Origin of the sequence: Paenibacillus rubinfantis (assembly GCF_001486505.1) — a bacterium.
GTDB classification, from domain to species: Bacteria; Bacillota; Bacilli; order Paenibacillales; family Paenibacillaceae; genus Fontibacillus; species Fontibacillus rubinfantis.
On sequence record NZ_LN909063.1, the window covers coordinates 521,833 to 536,726 of the forward strand.

A 14,894-nucleotide genomic window follows, 5' to 3' on the forward strand; every position below is an offset into this window, starting at 1 on the left:
GGCGCCGATTGGGAGTTAAATTTGATGTGAAGTCAATGGCGGCTTTTTTTTCAAACCATCTAGTTGTGTATGCGTTTAAAAGGATAGAATCAACAAAACATACAAAAGGTGTCCCAGGATACGATTTGCCGGGGCACCCGCCATAGGGGAGGAACCAGGATGTACAGCAAGAAAGGCTTGATCACCGCGGCAGTAGCGCTGATGTTGACGTCGGTTCTCATTGCCGGCTGCGGGAAACAAGCGGCGGATGCTCCGCAGACGCCGGTAGAGAACGGCTCAAACGCGGCTGCCGGCACCAATGCCGATTCGGGGAATGCGGCCGGCGCCAAGGATGACCAAACGGCCGAAGGCAACAACGCAGCAAATGGCGATAGTGCCGATAACGGGGATTCCGCGAATCCAGCGCAAGAGCCGGCTGGTTCGGATAGCAGCAGCGGAGGGGACCGTGCGGCGATGGCTGACCCGGAGAGTGTGGCGGTGTTGATTAACAAGCAGTTTGCTCTGCCTGACGATTATGAGCCAAAGGATCTGGTTTATCCGGATGTTCGGTTTACATTTAAGGAACAAATCGAAAAACGGATGATGCGCAAAGAGGCTGCTAAAGCGCTTGAGGAGCTGTTTGCAGGGGCCGAAAAGGACGGCATCTATCTGGCCGGCGTGTCGGCGTATCGTTCGCACAGCACCCAGACATCGCTATTTAACCGTTATGTAGCGAAGGACGGCGAGGAAGTGGCCAAGACTTACAGCGCCGTACCTGGCCACAGCGAGCATGAGACGGGGCTGGCGATCGACGTATCGGGAAGCGATGGCAAATGCGCGGCGGAAAGCTGCTTCGGCGACACGAAGGAAGCGGCCTGGCTCGCGGATCATGCAACGGAATATGGATTTATCATTCGTTATCCGGAAGGCAAGGAAGACATTACCGGCTATAAATATGAGCCATGGCACCTACGCTATGTGGGGAAAGAAATCTCCACCGACATCGGAGAACGGAATATCACGTTAGAAGAATATTACGATGCCGTGCCGGTTTCGGGTCAATAAGCTTTGAAGACCGCCCGAGTCGTATGCATGGAGTGGTAAGACGCCTGCGGGCGTCTTTTTTATATTTCGCCAGTACAGTATCCACTAAAATTAACAGTTGACACCTGATAATGATTATCAGTATCTTTAAGAAGATGAAGTTTATATGAATTCATGATGAAGCCGTTATTCGGACTCTTAATTTAAGATGATACATTTGGCGGATTTATTCAGTTGGACACGGAAAGGAAGAGTGCCATGGTCTCCTTAAAAACTTCGCATTTGGACATCGCCTATGAGGATCGTCTGATTGTCGAAGACTTAAACATTTCGATTCCCGAGGGGAAAATCACGGCGTTGGTTGGAGCGAACGGCTCCGGTAAATCAACGGTCCTGAAAACGATGGCCCGGATCCTTCAGCCGAAGTCCGGCAGCGTGCTGCTGAACGGTAAGTCAATCCATAAGCAATCGACGCGGGAAGTCGCCAAACAGCTGGCTATCCTTCCGCAAAACCCAACCGCCCCAGAAGGGTTGACGGTTTATGAACTCGTTTCTTACGGGCGTTTTCCGCATCAAAAAGGATTCGGCGGTCTGAAGTCCGAGGACCGAGAAATCGTAGAGTGGGCGATTGAGGCGACGCGGATGAGTGAGTTCAGCGACCGCGCGCTGGAACAGTTGTCCGGCGGTCAGCGGCAGCGGGCCTGGATTGCGATGGCGCTGGCACAGGAGACGGATATGCTGTTCCTCGACGAACCTACGACGTTCCTGGATATGGCGCACCAGTTGGAAGTGTTGCAGTTGCTCGAAGAGCTTAACGCCTCCTCCAACCGGACGATTGTGATGGTCGTCCATGATCTGAACCATGCCGCCCGCTACGCTCATTACATGATCGCGATCAAGCAAGGTCAGGCAGTCGCTACCGGCACGCCGGAAGAGGTTGTTACTTCCAATGTGCTGCGCGACGTTTTTGGTATTGAGGCGGACATCGTCACGGATCCGAGAAGCGGCGTTCCTCTGTGTCTTCCTTACGAACTGTACCGGGCAGCAGCAGAAGGCAAAGTACGCAAAGGCAAAAACGATGGACCCGAAGAGGCTTCGCCCAAAGTGGTCTCGTTCCTGTAGCGGAGGAACCAAACATGAGTATCGATTATCAGCTGCTTGAGCAGCAATTAGGAATCGTCATACAGAAACGAACGGATGCGCTGTTCACGATGCCGGCGGTAAAGCTGCTGGATCGCGAGCAGCTGGTTTCTTTTTTGGAATTGTATCAGGAGCAGATCAAGGGGCTTGATCTGCAAGTGTCCGCGACGTATTTCGCAACGAGCTGGCGAGTGGTATGCGCAGCGCTGCAATACATGGTGTCCGTCACGCCGGGAAGGCTCCACTTTTCGCTGGAAAATCTAACGATTCAGCTCGTGATGGTAAACGGGTTTCCTTGGGTTTATTTTGTGCTGGACGATAAGTCGGCACACCCTTGGCCTGCTGGTGAGCGTTCGTCTGTACGGGGAAACGAGCTCGGCCGTTTCTACGGGGAGGTGCTGCGTCCGCTCATGGAGAGTATCGCGGCCGTCTCGGGGTTGCCGATCGCCCAGTTATGGGGCCAGCTGCCATTGGGAGTTCAATTTTATGTGAACGCTATAGCGGGCCGTCTGGAGAGTGAAGCCTTACGCTCCCGGTTAATGGAGGATTATGAACAGGTTAAGCAGATGCCGGGAGAGGCGTTTGGTTTGAAACGTAATCCTTATCAAATCAAGGAAGTATTGCTGGATGATCCCTATCGGCCAGGCGAGAAGTCGCCGATGAAGCCGACCTGTTGCTTGGCTTATCGAACGGATAGCGGCCATGGCTACTGTTACGGGTGTCCGAAGCTCTCCAAATCGGAACGGGAGGCCAAGTACGCCGAGATCCGGGAACAGCTCACTGCAGCTCAAGCGCAGTGATGCTCCGCTAAAGCTGCAGAATTAGGGACCATACAAAAGCAAACAAACAAGACAAAGCACTTGTCAGACCTGAAGATGAAAGCTTCAGGATTCGGGCCAGGTGCTTTTTTATTTTTGCCGATCCCTGAACCTTCCTGCTTAACATTCTAGATGGCCGGGAAACCTGAGATAGGCTTGTTTAGAACATTTAAAATGTGAATATTTTAAAAATTCGCTATTACCCCCTTGCAATGTGAAAAAAGTCACACTATAATAAAGGACATGAGGTGAAAGTTTTCACAAGAACATAAATTTATAAGTGATGGATTTCACAAATAATCCGTTATCTCTTTACAAATTACAGGCAATGACATTGGAGGAGGAAGAAATCATGAAAGTAGCAGTTATCGGATGTACCCACGCAGGCACGGCAGCGATCGTGAATACGGCAAAACTTTATCCGGAAGCGGAAATCACCGTCTACGAACGAAACGACAACATCTCGTTCCTGTCGTGCGGCATCGCCTTATATGTCGGGGGAATGGTTAAAGATCCGCAAGGGTTGTTCTACTCCTCGCCGGAGCAGTTGGCTGAACTGGGTGTAAAAACAAAGATGCAACATGAGGTCGTCTCGGTCGATACGGATGCCAAAACACTCCAAGCCCGTAATCTGGGGACCGGCGAATTGTTCGAAGATACGTTCGACAAGCTGATCGTCACGACCGGGTCGTGGCCGATCGTACCGAAGTTTGAAGGCAGCGACCTGGAGAACATCGTGCTTTCGAAGAACTTTAATCACTCCAATACAATCATTGAGAAAGCGCAGCAAGCGGAGCATATCGTGGTGGTTGGCGCCGGCTACATCGGCGTGGAACTGGTCGAAGCGTTCCAGTTGAACGGCAAGCAAGTGACGTTGATTGACGCGGAAGACCGCATTTTGAGTAAATACCTTGACCCGGAATACACGGATAGAATTGAGCAATCGCTGAGCGAGCATGGCATCCAGCTGGCTTTAGGCCAAAAGGTGACGCGGTTCGAGGGCGAAAACGGCAAAGTGGCCCAAGTCATCACCGACAAAGGCGCATACGCTGCCGACCTCGTGATTATGTGTATCGGGTTCCGTCCGAATACGGAACTGCTGAAAGGGCAAGTCGACATGCTGGGCAACGGCGCGATCATCGTTGACGAATATATGCGTACCAGCAAGCAGGACGTGTATGCAGCGGGTGACAGCTGCGCGGTATTCTATAACCCGACAGGCCAGCATGCGTATATCCCGCTGGCTACGAACGCCGTTCGGATGGGGACGTTGGTGGCTCGTAACCTGATAGTGCCAACGGTGAAGTATATGGGCACCCAAGGTACTTCGGGTATCAAAATCTACGAGGATAATATAGCGGGAACCGGGTTGACGGAAGCAGCGGCGAAGGATGCCGGATTGGAGGCAGAAGCGGTGTTTATTACGGATCATTACCGGCCGGAATTCATGCCAACCCACGAACCGGTCATGCTGAAGGTAGTGTATGAGAAGAACACCCGCAGAATCCTGGGGGCGCAGATCATGTCCAAGGTGGACCTGACCCAGTCGATCAACACGATTTCGGTGTGCATCCAAAACGGTATGAAGATGGAGGAGCTCGCTTTTGTCGATTTCTTCTTCCAGCCGCATTACAACAAACCGTGGAATTTCCTGAACAGCGCAGGCTTGGGGGCGCTGCCGGAAGTACCGAAACGGGAGACCGTTCACGCTTAATGGCGATGACAGAGGCATAAGACGAACTAGACATCAACTTCCAGCCGGACAAACGGGGCGATCTGCTCCTTTGTCCGGCTTTTTTTGGCCCAAGGGCGATGGGTTCATAGAGATGTGAATAATTTCACCATATGAAAACGTTAACGTGATCAATGTTACTTATCCGGGGCAAATCGGCACGCTACAATAGACACGGATCAAAAGCAAGAATGACACGCAACAAGTCAAGCAATTGAAAAAGGAGAATGGATCATGGCTTACTATAAACCTGCGCAAATTGCCGACGTAACCGTGGAAAACGGCATCAAAAAAGCGCATAATCCATTGTTGACCGTACTCGTACTTGGTTTTTTGGGCGGGGCGTTTATTGCGCTTGGGTTTCTGCTCGATATTCGCGTCATCAGCAGCGCTCCAGCAGAATGGGGCAGCATTGCGAACTTTATCGGGGCTGCGGTGTTCCCGATCGGACTGATTCTGGTGTTGCTGGCGGGCGGGGAGCTCTTGACCGGTAATATGATGGCCGTTCCGTTAGCGCGGATGGCGGGTCGGATTTCCACCGGGGAGATGTTCAAGAATCTCATCCTGATCACGTTGAGCAATTTCGTTGGCGCTTTGTTTGTCGCTTACTTTTTTGGGCATGTGGTGGGTTTGACCTCCAGCGGCCCTTATCTTGATAAATTGGTGGATATGGCCGGACATAAGCTGGATGACAATTTCCTGCAAGCGTTCGTATCCGGCATCGGCTGCAACTGGTTGGTTGCATTGGCGGTCTGGCTCTCTTACGGCGCAGATAACATGAGCGGCAAAATCCTCGGCATTTGGTTCCCAACCATGGCCTTCGTCGCCATTGGCTTCCAGCACGTCGTCGCCAACATGTTCCTGATCCCGGCGGCGATTTTTGAGGGATATTATTCCTGGGGGGAATACTTGAAGAACTTCGTACCGGTATGGCTGGGCAATCTGACCGGCGGCGCCATCTTCGTGGCTGCGGCATATTGGACCGCCTACCTGAAGGACAAGGGCCAGAAGGACGCATCGGCAACCGAGCCAGCGACCTCCCCATCCACCCCAATGAGCAAAACTTTATAAATGTGAATAGACAATGGTTAGCTCAGCCGTTCCCCCAGCTAGGGGGAGCGGTTTTTTTGCGTTTTCGCGGTTGAAGAGGAGAGGGGGGACGTTGGGCGATTTGTACTAGTGGGGCCCCCTTTGCGTGATTATCCCGTTGAATCAGTTAGTCAGAAGGGAAGGATTCGTTCAAGTAGATCATAAAGAAGCAGAAAAGTCACAGAGCTTCTAATAGATGAGGTGTGCCTGAGCGAAAGGGATAATCGTGCAAAGAGGGGCCAGGAACAGGGAAATGGTGAGCGGGGGTTTACGCCGGGGATGTTTTTTCCTTACAATAGGCTACAGACAGGAGGGGTGGAACATGATCCATGAACCAAACGGGGTGTTTCCGGCGGTATGTCCGTTGGATTGTCCCGATACGTGCAGCTTGCTGCTTCATAAAGAGAACGGAAAAATCGTCAAGGTGACCGGCAATCCCGATCACCCAATAACACAAGGAGCAATCTGCAACAAGGTCCGCAATATGGCGGAGCGGGTCTACCATCCCGAACGGGTGCTTTATCCCCTGAAACGTGTTGGAGCCAAGGGGGAGGGGAAGTTTGAACGCATCACCTGGGACGAGGCCGTTCAGGAAATTGCCGGGCGTTACAAGGCGCTAATTCAAGAGCATGGGCCGGAGTCGATCCTGCCGTATAGCTTTTACGGCAATATGGGGATTTTGAGCGTTGACGGCATGGACCGGCGGTTTTTTAACCGTTTGGGGGCGACCCAGCTGCAACAAGACATATGCAACTCCGCGGGCAACGCGGGATGGAGATCTACGATGGGATTCGGCGGCGGGACGAGTCCGGAAGAGACGGTTCAGGCGAAGCTGATCCTCGTTTGGGGCGGCAACCTCGTCAGCACCAACATGCATCAGGTCGCCCTGATCGAAAAAGCCCGCAAACAAGGTGCCCAGCTTGTCGTTATCGACGTGCACCGCAACCGAACGGGGCAGCGGGCCGACTGGTTTATTCCGCTGCATCCCGGCACGGACGCGGCGCTGGCGCTGGGGATGATGCACGTGCTGTTCGAGCGTGGCCTGGTGGATGAAGCGTTCCTGGAACGCTATACGTTTGGCCATGCCGAGCTGCGCGAGCACGTGAAGCAGTACACGCCGGAGCGCGTGGCGGCGATTACCGGCGTGCCGGCCGAGGCGGTCGTGAAGCTGGCTGTGATGTACGGCGAAACCTCGCCCGCCTACATCCACATCGGCAACGGGCTGCAACATCATGATAACGGCGGTATGACGGTCCGCACGATCAGCTGTTTGCCGGCGCTCACCGGCCAATGGCTCGTGCCGGGCGGCGGCGCGTTCAAGTCCAATGGGGCGTACGGCAAGATGAATGCAACCGCGCTCGAGCGCCCCGACCTGCGGCCGAATCCGGGCGCGCGCACGGTGAGCATGAACCAGCTGGGAGACGTGCTGCTGAAGCTGGATCCGCCGATCCACGCGCTGTACGTCTACTGTTCGAATCCGGCGGTCGTGGCTCCGGATTCGGGCAAGGTGGAGCAGGGCCTGCTGCGGGAGGATCTGTTCACCGTTGTACACGACTTGTTCCTGACGGACACGACAAAATATGCCGATATTGTGCTGCCGGCGACGTCATCCTTTGAGAATACGGATTTATACGGTTCTTATTGGCATCATTATATCCAGCTCCAGGAGCCGGTGATCGCGCCTCGGGGCGAAAGCAAAAGCAACGTCGACACGTTTAAGCTGCTGGCCGCGGCGATGGGGTTTGAGGAGGAAGCCTTCCTTGACACGGAAGAGGACATGATCCGGCAGGCGCTGGATTTCCGCCACAATCCGTATCTGGAAGGCGTTACACTCGAGAAGCTCAAGGAGCAACGGGCGGTGAAGCTGAACATGGAGCCGCAGCAAACCTGGCTGGACCGTCTGCCCACCTCGTCGCGGAAGATCGAGCTGTACTCCGCCACGCTGGAGCGGGCTGGATTGCCGCCGTTGCCCACCTATGTGCCGCTGGTGGAAGGTTATGACGGTGAACGTCGTCCCGGCAAGGACGCGCCATACCCGCTGATGTTTGTTTCGCCGCCGAACCACAGCTTCCTGAACTCCACCTTCGGTAATGTGGAGAAGCTGCAGGCGCTGGAAAAAAGCCCGCTGCTGCAGATTCATCCCGACGACGCTGCCGCGCGTGGGATTTCCGATGGCGACGAGGTTACTGTCTGGAACGACCGCGGCAGCTACGATGTCAAGGCGTCCGTTACCGACAAAATGCTGCCGGGCACGGTCGTCAGCCAAGGGCTGTGGTGGCAGCAAGAAGACGGGAAGCCTACGCGCGCGAATGCCCTTACCCCGGACCGCCTGTCCGATATGGGCGGCGGGGCGGTGTTCTTTTCCACCGTCGTTGATGTAAAGCGGCGATAGATGTACTTGCCTGACTTGCGCTTTTAGGCGATACTATTCTAATCTGGGCGTTGTACAAGCAAATTTTGCATACCGAAACGGTAGTAGGAGAGCCCCTGGTGGCTCTCCTTTTTTGTACATATTGCAGCAAAGGGGGAGAAGAAATGAGATGGCTGCAGTCTTATCCACGGGAAGTCAAAGTGTTCTTGGTGGCGAGCTTGATCAGCTCGGCCGGCGGTTCGTTGATGTGGCCCTTGGTCACGATGTTTGTGTTTAAGGTGCTGGGACGGACGGTAACGGATGCCGGTCTGGTAATTCTGGTCATGTCGGTCGGCGGGATTGCCGGGCAGCTGCTGGGCGGGGCGTTGTATCATCGGCTGGGCGTAAAGCGCCTGATCGTCGGCGGCCTGGCATTAAACGCGCTGTTTTTGCTGCTGCTGCCTTACGGGAGCGGGAACTGGCATCTGTTTATGCTGCTGATGCTGCTTGTTGGCTTCTTTAACGCAACGTCGATGCCGGCGATTCAGGCATTTATCGGCTTCCGTTTTGCGGAGCGGCGCGGGGAGCTGTTTAATGTCATTTACGTGGCTAACAATATCGGTGTAGCGTTGGGAACGGCGATCAGCGGGTTTTTGGCGCAGATCTCGTACGATCTCAGCTTTATATTGAACGGATTGACTTCGGCTGCGTTTGCGTTGTTTTTCTGGTTTTATTTGAACAGGGTTCAAAAAAGCCAAGGCGAGCTGCACGTGCAGAAACGCAAAAAATCCGTGGAAGGACAAAGCGTCTGGCCGCTGCTGCGGTGGTATCCCGTCTACCTGTTTATGGGGGTGGGGTCGTTTTTTCTCTGGCTTGGCAATTGTATTTGGAACAACGGCGTATCGCCGTACACCATATCCCAAGGCATGCCGGAATGGAACTACAGCATTCTATGGACGCTAAACGGGCTGTTGATTTTTGTGGGACAACCGTTTATTTTGTGGATAAAGCGGACGTTTGCCGGCTCCCCGCAAGCCCAAATGATAGCCAGTGCGCTGTTCTATATGCTGGGGTACGCGACGATCCTTGGCTTCCATACGTACTCAAGCATGGTGGCGGCAATGGTGCTGACGACCTTCGGGGAGATGCTGATCTCGCCGGCGATCCCGTCGTTTATCTCCGACCGGACTGGAAAAGCTGCGCCGTTCTACCTTGGTTTGGTCGGCGGGATGGGCGCGGCGGGCCGCGTTGTTGGCCCGTACGCCATGGGCATGCTGTTTGACTGGAATGGGCTGATTCCGGTCGCTTGGTTGGCGGTGGGCATCGCCGTGCTGTCGGTCGCCGCTTTCCTGGTGCATGCTGCCATGAACCGGGACGACCGTCCACAGCCATCCGGCCTGCCGTCTACATAGGCGGCGGTCGCCCATGGCCCTTACCTCATACGTCGAAGGGATGGATATCATGAACCAACATCACATTTGGACGCGGCTGTCGGAAATGCGCGATGCGGCTGCTTTAATAGAAATTGATCATTTAACCTGGGACCAAGACAATACCCCAGCGGAAAAAATGAAGTGGGATTCGCGAGAGCAGTTCCTGCAAAGCTGCCCCCCGGGGAGTCAAATCGTGGCCGGCATCGGCGAGGACATCTGCGGTTATATCGGCTTTAAGCCGCCGACCCCGCTGCCAAGCAACCGGCATGTGCTTGAGCTCAACATCGCCATCCATCCGGCTTACCAGCGACAGGGCATCGGGCGGGTGCTGATGGAGGCCCTCCTCCAACTGGCGGCAGAGCAAGGCGTCCGCAAGCTGTCGCTGCGCGTGTTGGCCAGCAATCCCGGGGCGATTGCGTTTTACCAAAGCTGCGGATTTGTGGAGCAGGGCCGGTTGGTCGACGAGTTTTGGATAAACGGAGCGTATGTAGACGATATTTTAATGTGGCGAAAGGTTTAGCAGGTGAAGGTTCCGGCATTGAACTATTCGAAAGATATCGGTATATTTAGAAGAAGAAAAATCGGGAAGCACTCGATTGGAAAGGTTGATATTCGTGGAGAACAACTTTACCCCTCCCAATTTTATTAAGAACATCATTTCGGAAGATTTGAAATCCGGCAAGGTGAAGACTGTCATTACGCGGTTCCCTCCGGAACCCAACGGTTACCTACATATTGGACACGCCAAAGCGATTTGGATTAACTTTGCATTGGCGGACGAGTTTGGCGGACGGACGAATCTGCGGTTCGACGACACCAACCCTGTTAAGGAAGATGTAGAATACGTGAATTCGATTAAAGAGGACGTCAAATGGCTGGGCTTCGATTGGGAAGAGCTGCATTTTGCGTCGGATTATTTCGAGGAGATGTACAACCGCGCGGTGCTGCTGATCCAAAAAGGCAAAGCCTACGTCGACGACCTTAGCGCCGACCAAATCCGCGAGCTGCGGGGAACGCTAACCGAGCCGGGGAAAAACAGCCCGTACCGCGACCGTTCGATCGAGGAAAACCTCGACCTGTTTGAGCGCATGCGTGCCGGGGAGTTCAAGGACGGAGAAAAGGTGCTGCGCGCCAAGATCGACATGGCTTCGCCGAACATCAATCTGCGCGACCCGGTCATTTACCGGATCGTCCATGCGTCCCACCACAACACCGGCGACAAATGGTGCATCTATCCGATGTACACGTTCGCTCATCCGTTGGAGGACGCGATTGAAGGCGTAACGCATTCGCTGTGCTCGACCGAGTTTGAGGACCAACGGCCGTTCTACGACTGGACGATTGCCGAAACGGAAATGCCAAACGTGTCCCATCAATACGAATTCGGGCGCTTGAATCTGTCGCAAACCGTGACCAGTAAGCGGAAGCTGAAGAAGCTCGTTGATGAACGTATCGTTGATGGTTGGGACGATCCGCGGATGCCGACGATTTCCGGGCTGCGCCGCCGGGGCTATACGCCGGAGGCAATCAAGGCGTTTATTTACGAAACCGGGATCTCCAAGAACTTTGGGAATATAGATCCGAAAATGCTGGAGCATTTTATCCGCGAGGATTTGAAGATGAAAGCTCCGCGTACGATGGCCGTGCTGGATCCGCTGAAGGTTGTCATCACCAACTATCCCGAAGGACAAATCGAATGGCTGGAGGCGGAGAACAATCCGGAAAATCCGGACATGGGCAACCGTCAAATTCCGTTCTCGCGGGAAATTTACATCGAACGCGACGATTTTATGGAGAATCCGCCAAGCAAATATTTCCGGTTGTTCCCGGGCAACGAAGTCCGTCTGAAAAACGCCTACTTCGTGAAGTGTAACGACGTGATCAAGGATGCGGAAGGCCATGTGGTGGAGATCCACTGCACGTACGACCCGGAGACGAAGAGCGGTACCGGCTTTACCGGCCGCAAGGTCAAAGGCACGATCCATTGGGTCGAAGCGACGCAAGCGGTGCCTGCCGAATTCCGGTTGTATGAATCGCTGATCCTGGAAGAGGAAGCTGAGGAAACGGCAAATGTGGCGTTGGAGGAGACAGTGGAGGGTCTGGTCGATGACGCAGCATCCGAAGCTGGGGATGCGGCCGCAGATCCTGCCGAGGAGAAAACGTTCCTCGACCTCATCAACCCGAATTCGCTGACGATTTCCCACGGCTTCGTGGAACCCAACATGAAGGATGCGCAGCCGCAGGATAAATTCCAATTTTTCCGGCATGGGTATTTCAACGTGGATACGAAATATTCGAAGCCGGGAGAACCGGTGTTTAACCGCATTGTTTCGCTGAAAAGCTCGTTCCAGTTGCCTAAAGCGTAAGACGGCGGTTCAAAGTTCAGGTGAAATCAAAAGGAGCCTTGCGGAAGATGCAGGCTCCTTTTTGTTATATTCACACGGTGCTTCGCTCGATGAACCGGAAGCGCAGCTCCTCCGAGCTGGGCTTGCTCTCGCCGTCGGTAATTTGCGTATGGACGGTGGAAAAAGCCCGCTCCCCGATCTCAGACAACCGATTGTCGATCGTCGTTATGCCGAGCAGGCTAGCGATCGGCTGGTTATCGAAGCCGATGACGGCGAAATCGCCCGGCACCTCGATCCCGCGGAGGCGCGCAGTGAGGATGAACCCGGCGGCGACTTGGTCGCCGGTGATCAGCAAGGCGTCCGGGCGCTCGTTCATCGCAAGCAGCCGGTCCACCAACTCCGCGCCATCCTCCCAATCAAGGCAGCCGTCCAGCACCCAATCCTCGCGGGCTTGTCCGCCCAAAGCTGCGAGGGTGTCAGCATAAGCCTGCAGGCGGCTGCGGCTGCTGGGACTGTTGCGGCGGCTGATCGTAAAGGCGATGCGGCGGCGCCCTTTTTCCCAGAGATGGCGGATGGCGGTTTGAAAGCTGGCGTAGTGATCGATATACACCGAGGAGAGGTTGCGGCCGCTCACCCGCTCGCATAATGCGATCGGCCCGTAGTCGGCATACTTCTCGATCTCGCCGAGCGACAGCGCCCGCGAACAAATGATCAGCCCGTCCATCTGCTTATTGCGCAGCATCTCCAGCACCTTGCGCTCCTCATTTGGACGGTAGTCGGTCTGGCACAACATCAGCTGATAGTTGTGTTTCAGCGCTTCCTGAGCCATCCCCTCCATGATCCGGGCAAAGTAATAGTGGTTGATGTTGGGCAGGATGACGCCTACCGTTTGCGTAATGCCTTTGATCAAATGAACGGCGTTCATATTCCGCGAGTAATTGAGCCGGCGGACGGCGTCTTCAACCGCAGCTCGTTTGGCTGCGCTGACGTAAGGGTGACCATTCAGCACGCGAGATACGGTCGTGACCGAGACGCCGGCGGCTTCCGCGATCTGTTTGATGTTCGGCAAGGCAAACCGCTCCTTCCCCGAAAGAGGTCAAAAAATATCTTGCTATGGAATGCATTTCATATTTTACACTGGAGCTGCAGTAAAGAAAACAATGCCCTCTGCCGGCGTCACCTCGTTTGAAGACGAGGGCGTTACAGCATCAGGCATTGTTTTCTTTCGTATGGCGGAGGGAAGCCCGCCGTTCTTATTGCTCATCCGGCCCGAGATTCGGTGAATATCCGTGATGGCGAACCTGGTACCAAATGGCGGCGAACCCCAGCGCACCAATCAGCGTTAAGGCGACTCCGGACCGGTACATGACGACAGATCCGAAATTTTGGAACAGCCACCCGCCCCAAAAGCCTGCAATCACGCCGGCAAGTCCGCTGGCGGCAAACGTGTATACCGCTTGTCCCGCGGACCTCAGCGGGCGCGGCAGCAGCAGGGTGATCAGCTTGGTGCCGACGTAGAAAAATCCGCCAAACGTTACGGAATGCAGCAGCTGAATAAGCAGAATCTGGAGCGGATTCGTCGCTTCGGACATCAGATCCCAGCGAACGGCAAACAACAGGCTGACGATGGTGATACAAGCGAGTAAATAGGACATTTTCCGCTTCAAAAATCGATCCAGCAGGATAAACGCCAACAATTCAAACGCCGTTGATAAGAACACGGCACCGCCAACCGCCAGCCGCGACCCGCCCAAATCGGTCATAAATAACGGCATGAAAATGCCATTCATCGCGTTTGGAACCGCCACCAGCATGCTGAACAATACGAAGGCAAGCAGGTATTTGTTCTGCAGCGCCCGCCGCAGCTCCACGCCTTTCAGCCAAGGCGTTTGGGACGGTTGGCGAATGGAGGGCAGCAGGAGGGTCGCGCCGATCGCGAGCATCAACGTCACGCTGAAGAGCAGCGAGCTGCCATTATGGCCGATGGCGTCGATAATCGGCCCGGCGGCCAGCGCGATGAAGGTCCACCCGAGCGAACCCCAAATGCGGTAGGTGCCAAATTGATTTTCCGTGCCCGCGGTATATCCGAGAATGAGGGTGTTGCTTTGCGAGAGCAGCGGACTTAGGAAAAAATAAAGCAGAATCATCGTCAGGTACAACATCGAAAACGTGTTGACCTTAAACATCAAGTGGCCCATGAGGAGTAAGCCCAGCATCATGACCAGCAGAACGGCCCGCGGATTTTGCCTTTGGTCGCCCAGGTATCTCCAGAAGGGGTGAGCCAGCAGCGAAATTAACGGTCCGATTGCCATTAGGCTTCCGATTTCCAGCTTGTCCATGCCGATGTCCTGCAAATATAATTGAAAAAAGGCAGCAAAAATGACCATGGTTCCGTAGATGAAAAAGTTAACTAGCCCTAGCGGTAATAACGAAAAGGACGAATGTCGTTTTTTGTCCTGCAAACGCGCCATTCCTTTCTGTCCGGGTCCAAGTGGTCACAAAAGGAAGCTTGTGACTATGATCCCAATGTAACACACAGGTGAAAGGGGATACAAACCAAGTTTTATTGGAATTACCATAATTTATGCATCGGGGGAAAATGGATGAATACAACAGCCATCATTTTGGCCGGCGGACGATCCAGCCGCATGGGCAGCGACAAGGCGCTTCTTGAGCTTGGCGGGTTGACGGTACTGGAGCGGCTGATCCGGGAGCTGGAGCCGGTAGCTTCAAGAATCGTGATCGCAGCCGGCAACAAAGAGGCCTACGACCGGTTCGGCTTCGAAGTCGTGACCGACCGCTTCCCGGGGGACGGTCCGCTGGCCGGCCTGCACGCCGGGCTGGAGAGCTCGGCGACCTGCTGGAGTCTCGCGGTGGCGTGCGATACGCCGTTCGCGAACAGCGGCTTGTTCCGCGCGCTGCTGGAGCGGGCCGAGGCGGCGGAGGAAGCGGCGGCCCGGGCGG

The 14,894-nt window shown here is 54.6% G+C and carries 12 protein-coding genes; 10 read left to right on the forward strand and 2 right to left on the reverse strand.

Annotation, left to right across the window (positions count from 1 at the left end; genetic code table 11):
- Nucleotides 1–159: 159 nt before the first annotated feature.
- The 9 genes from BN3277_RS07470 to BN3277_RS07510 all read left to right on the forward strand — a co-directional run bounded on the left by BN3277_RS07470 (nucleotide 160) and on the right by BN3277_RS07510 (nucleotide 11,951).
- Nucleotides 160–1,044 (forward strand): M15 family metallopeptidase, encoded by an 885-nt coding sequence (locus BN3277_RS07470; protein ID WP_059041624.1) that lies wholly within the window; start codon nucleotides 160–162, stop codon nucleotides 1,042–1,044.
- A 237-nt stretch (nucleotides 1,045–1,281) separates the two neighbouring features.
- The gene (locus tag BN3277_RS07475) at nucleotides 1,282–2,145 is read left to right on the forward strand and encodes an ABC transporter ATP-binding protein (RefSeq protein WP_059041625.1); all 864 of its coding nucleotides are present in this window, start codon (nucleotides 1,282–1,284) and stop codon (nucleotides 2,143–2,145) included.
- Nucleotides 2,146–2,159: 14 nt separating this feature from the next.
- Nucleotides 2,160–2,963, forward strand: a complete 804-nt coding sequence (locus BN3277_RS07480) for a (2Fe-2S)-binding protein (RefSeq protein ID WP_059041626.1) — start codon at nucleotides 2,160–2,162, stop codon at nucleotides 2,961–2,963.
- Nucleotides 2,964–3,333: 370 nt separating this feature from the next.
- Complete coding sequence (locus BN3277_RS07485) at nucleotides 3,334–4,695, forward strand: FAD-dependent oxidoreductase (protein ID WP_059041627.1); 1,362 nt, start codon at nucleotides 3,334–3,336, stop codon at nucleotides 4,693–4,695.
- Nucleotides 4,696–4,947: 252 nt separating this feature from the next.
- Nucleotides 4,948–5,784, forward strand: coding sequence for a formate/nitrite transporter family protein (locus BN3277_RS07490; protein WP_059041628.1), 837 nt, complete (start codon nucleotides 4,948–4,950; stop codon nucleotides 5,782–5,784).
- Between the two features lie 340 nt (nucleotides 5,785–6,124).
- Nucleotides 6,125–8,194 carry a molybdopterin-containing oxidoreductase family protein gene (locus BN3277_RS07495; protein WP_089153318.1) on the forward strand — a complete coding sequence of 690 codons (2,070 nt, stop codon included), beginning with the start codon at nucleotides 6,125–6,127 and terminating at the stop codon, nucleotides 8,192–8,194.
- A 143-nt stretch (nucleotides 8,195–8,337) separates the two neighbouring features.
- Nucleotides 8,338–9,564 (forward strand): MFS transporter, encoded by a 1,227-nt coding sequence (locus BN3277_RS07500; RefSeq protein ID WP_059041629.1) that lies wholly within the window; start codon nucleotides 8,338–8,340, stop codon nucleotides 9,562–9,564.
- 13 nt (nucleotides 9,565–9,577) lie between these two features.
- Nucleotides 9,578–10,105, forward strand: coding sequence for a GNAT family N-acetyltransferase (locus BN3277_RS07505; protein ID WP_232436355.1), 528 nt, complete (start codon nucleotides 9,578–9,580; stop codon nucleotides 10,103–10,105).
- Nucleotides 10,106–10,199: 94 nt separating this feature from the next.
- On the forward strand, nucleotides 10,200–11,951 hold the full coding sequence (locus BN3277_RS07510) for a glutamine--tRNA ligase/YqeY domain fusion protein (RefSeq protein ID WP_059041836.1): 1,752 nt from the start codon (nucleotides 10,200–10,202) through the stop codon (nucleotides 11,949–11,951).
- 70 nt (nucleotides 11,952–12,021) lie between these two features.
- Here the strand turns inward: BN3277_RS07510 and BN3277_RS07515 are convergent, their stop codons facing one another.
- Both BN3277_RS07515 and BN3277_RS07520 read right to left on the reverse strand, forming a co-directional pair.
- Nucleotides 12,022–12,999, reverse strand: coding sequence for a LacI family DNA-binding transcriptional regulator (locus tag BN3277_RS07515; RefSeq protein ID WP_059041630.1), 978 nt, complete (start codon nucleotides 12,997–12,999; stop codon nucleotides 12,022–12,024).
- A 184-nt stretch (nucleotides 13,000–13,183) separates the two neighbouring features.
- Nucleotides 13,184–14,401, reverse strand: a complete 1,218-nt coding sequence (locus BN3277_RS07520) for an MFS transporter (RefSeq protein WP_059041631.1) — start codon at nucleotides 14,399–14,401, stop codon at nucleotides 13,184–13,186.
- A 132-nt stretch (nucleotides 14,402–14,533) separates the two neighbouring features.
- Between BN3277_RS07520 and mobA the strand changes: the two genes are divergently transcribed.
- On the forward strand, nucleotides 14,534–14,894 hold a 361-nt coding region (gene mobA, locus BN3277_RS07525), incomplete at its 3' end, for a molybdenum cofactor guanylyltransferase (RefSeq protein ID WP_148501006.1).